Raw genomic sequence first — 2,028 nt, 5'->3', positions numbered from 1 at the left:
CTGCTACTCCGAGGGCGAGGGCTCAGCGCACACGAACGCGCGTCTCAGCGGTAGTCGTCACCACAGGCCCACTCGGTGTTCGGAAACATCCGGTACTTCAGGAGGAGGTCCACTCGCTGAGCTGCCGATTCCATGTCATCGCACGGGGACAGGTACCAGCCCCGCCCCTTCCCTGCCTCGAAGTAGGCCCACGTCCCGCCCGCCGTCGCCCGGACCGACACGACAGCCCCGACGTCCTCGGCCCGCCCTCTGGCGTAAACCCACAGCAACGGCATGGGGAACCCGTACTCGTCCTTCTCGTGCAACTCCACGCATCGGTAGCCCAAGGGCTTTAGCGCCACCGCCAGCAGTTCCAGGTTCTGCACCGCCGTCTCGTCTCCCATAAACGTTCGCCACCGCAGCACCATCTGCCACCGGCCGACGGCCCGGCGCAAACCTTGAGCCATTCCTCGCACCTTCCTCTCATCCCGCTCGATTGCTCGACTCATCTGCGCACGCCATCGGCCACGCGGGCCCACACCCATTTCCCGGCCGGATCGGTTCTGGTCACCCCGCAGTCGGTCGATAGTGCCTCCACGATCGTCAGCCCACGGCCGCCCGAACCATCGTCATGGCCCGGATTCAGCGCCTCGGCGTCCGGTACGGCGTCACCGGCCACCGACCTCACCGGCCGCTTGCGCACCGGACGGCCGTCCGAGGAATCCCATACCGCCAGCAGCACTGCCCCGGGCTCCCGCGTGAACCTCACTCGGATCTCCCGATCGTCTGGCGTGTGCTCCACCGCGTTCGTCACAAGCTCACTAGCGATCAAGGCCATGTCACCGCTGAGCCTGGCCAATCCCCACTCCGCAAGGCGGAACTCCACAAGCGTCCGCACCTGCCCCGGAGCCGTCCGCGCCGCTAGAAAGGTCGTGTCCAGCTCTCCATCGGCCCCAATAGCCGCACCCGTCGCGTTTCCGGCCATCACGACCACCGCGCAACCAGTTCGGGCACCGTCACCGCCGCCGCCCGTCCCTTGGGCGGTTTGTGCGTAAGATCCGTCATGGGCCGGAACCACCTTCCGGTCAAGGGCTCGGCCAGCGGGGCAAACGCTGCGTCCGAGCCCGGCTTGTCTTCGGGGCATTGACGATCCACCCTTGGCGCGGACGCCTGTACAGCGTTTCTGGGACGTCTAGGACGTTTTCGAGTTACCCTGTAGAACGTCCCGTCCGTCCCGACGGAAGCGGTGGAGCTGTGGCCAACGACGCACTACGGCAGGCCATGACCAATGCGAGACTGACAGAGCAAGACCTCGCCGAAGCCTGTCAAGTGGACGTTAAGACCGTGGCCCGGTGGGTAGCCGAGGAAGATCGCAGACCCCACCCGCGTCACCGCTGGGCAGCCTCGGACGCCTTGGGAGTTGATGAGGGCATGTTGTGGCCTGACACCGTTCGCAAGAACATGAAGACTGGACCCGACCGCGAAGTTATTGCCGTCTACCCCTACCGATCAGCCTGCCCCAGATCGGTCTGGCGCCGCCTCATAGGTGAGGCGAGCAAGGAGCTAACCTTCGCTGGCTACACGAACTATTTCTTGTGGCTGGAGATACCCAACCTTCGAAACGCGCTCCGCCGCAAGGCCGAACGGGGCTGCCGAGTCCGCTTCTTGATCGGCGACCCCAGTAGCGAGGTCACGCGGCGTCGCGAGGAACTCGAAAGCGTCCCCTTGACCGTCGGGACCCGAATCAAGATCACCCTTGATGAACTCTCCAAGATCATCGACGTACCAGGCGTCGAAGCTCGCTACGGTGATGATCACATCGCTATGAGTCTTTTCATCTTCGATGACGAGATGCTCGTGACTCCACACCTTGCGCACCTCGTAGGGCACGACTCTCCAATGTTCCATGTACAGCGCCAGCAGGAAGACGGCCTCTACGACCGGTTCGCGTACCATGCCGCCGCACTCTGGAACGGCGGTCGCGCAATCGGGGAACTCACTCCCCAGTAGCACGAGCCGTGTGAGGATTTTCCCTACTTAGGTCAAGGC

Annotated in this window: 3 protein-coding genes; 1 reads left to right on the top strand and 2 read right to left on the bottom strand. The window is 64.1% G+C overall.

The annotated features are described in order from the left end of the window. Positions 1-44: 44 nt before the first annotated feature. Entirely contained in the window at positions 45-446 is a 402-nt protein-coding gene (locus E1285_RS44770) for a hypothetical protein (protein ID WP_132160982.1), read from the bottom strand. Positions 447-484: 38 nt separating this feature from the next. Continuing rightward, the gene (locus E1285_RS44765; RefSeq protein WP_165967052.1) at positions 485-964 is read right to left on the bottom strand and encodes an ATP-binding protein; all 480 of its coding nucleotides are present in this window, start codon (positions 962-964) and stop codon (positions 485-487) included. Positions 965-1,233: 269 nt separating this feature from the next. Between E1285_RS44765 and E1285_RS44760 the strand changes: the two genes are divergently transcribed. Beyond that, complete coding sequence (locus tag E1285_RS44760; protein WP_132160980.1) at positions 1,234-1,989, top strand: XRE family transcriptional regulator; 756 nt, start codon at positions 1,234-1,236, stop codon at positions 1,987-1,989. Positions 1,990-2,028 lie beyond the last annotated feature (39 nt).

This window comes from Actinomadura sp. 7K507 (assembly GCF_004348425.1).
Taxonomy (GTDB): domain Bacteria; phylum Actinomycetota; class Actinomycetes; order Streptosporangiales; family Streptosporangiaceae; genus Spirillospora.
Note: the sequence above shows the minus strand (reverse complement) of the source record. Positions and strands in the feature narration are given on the sequence as shown.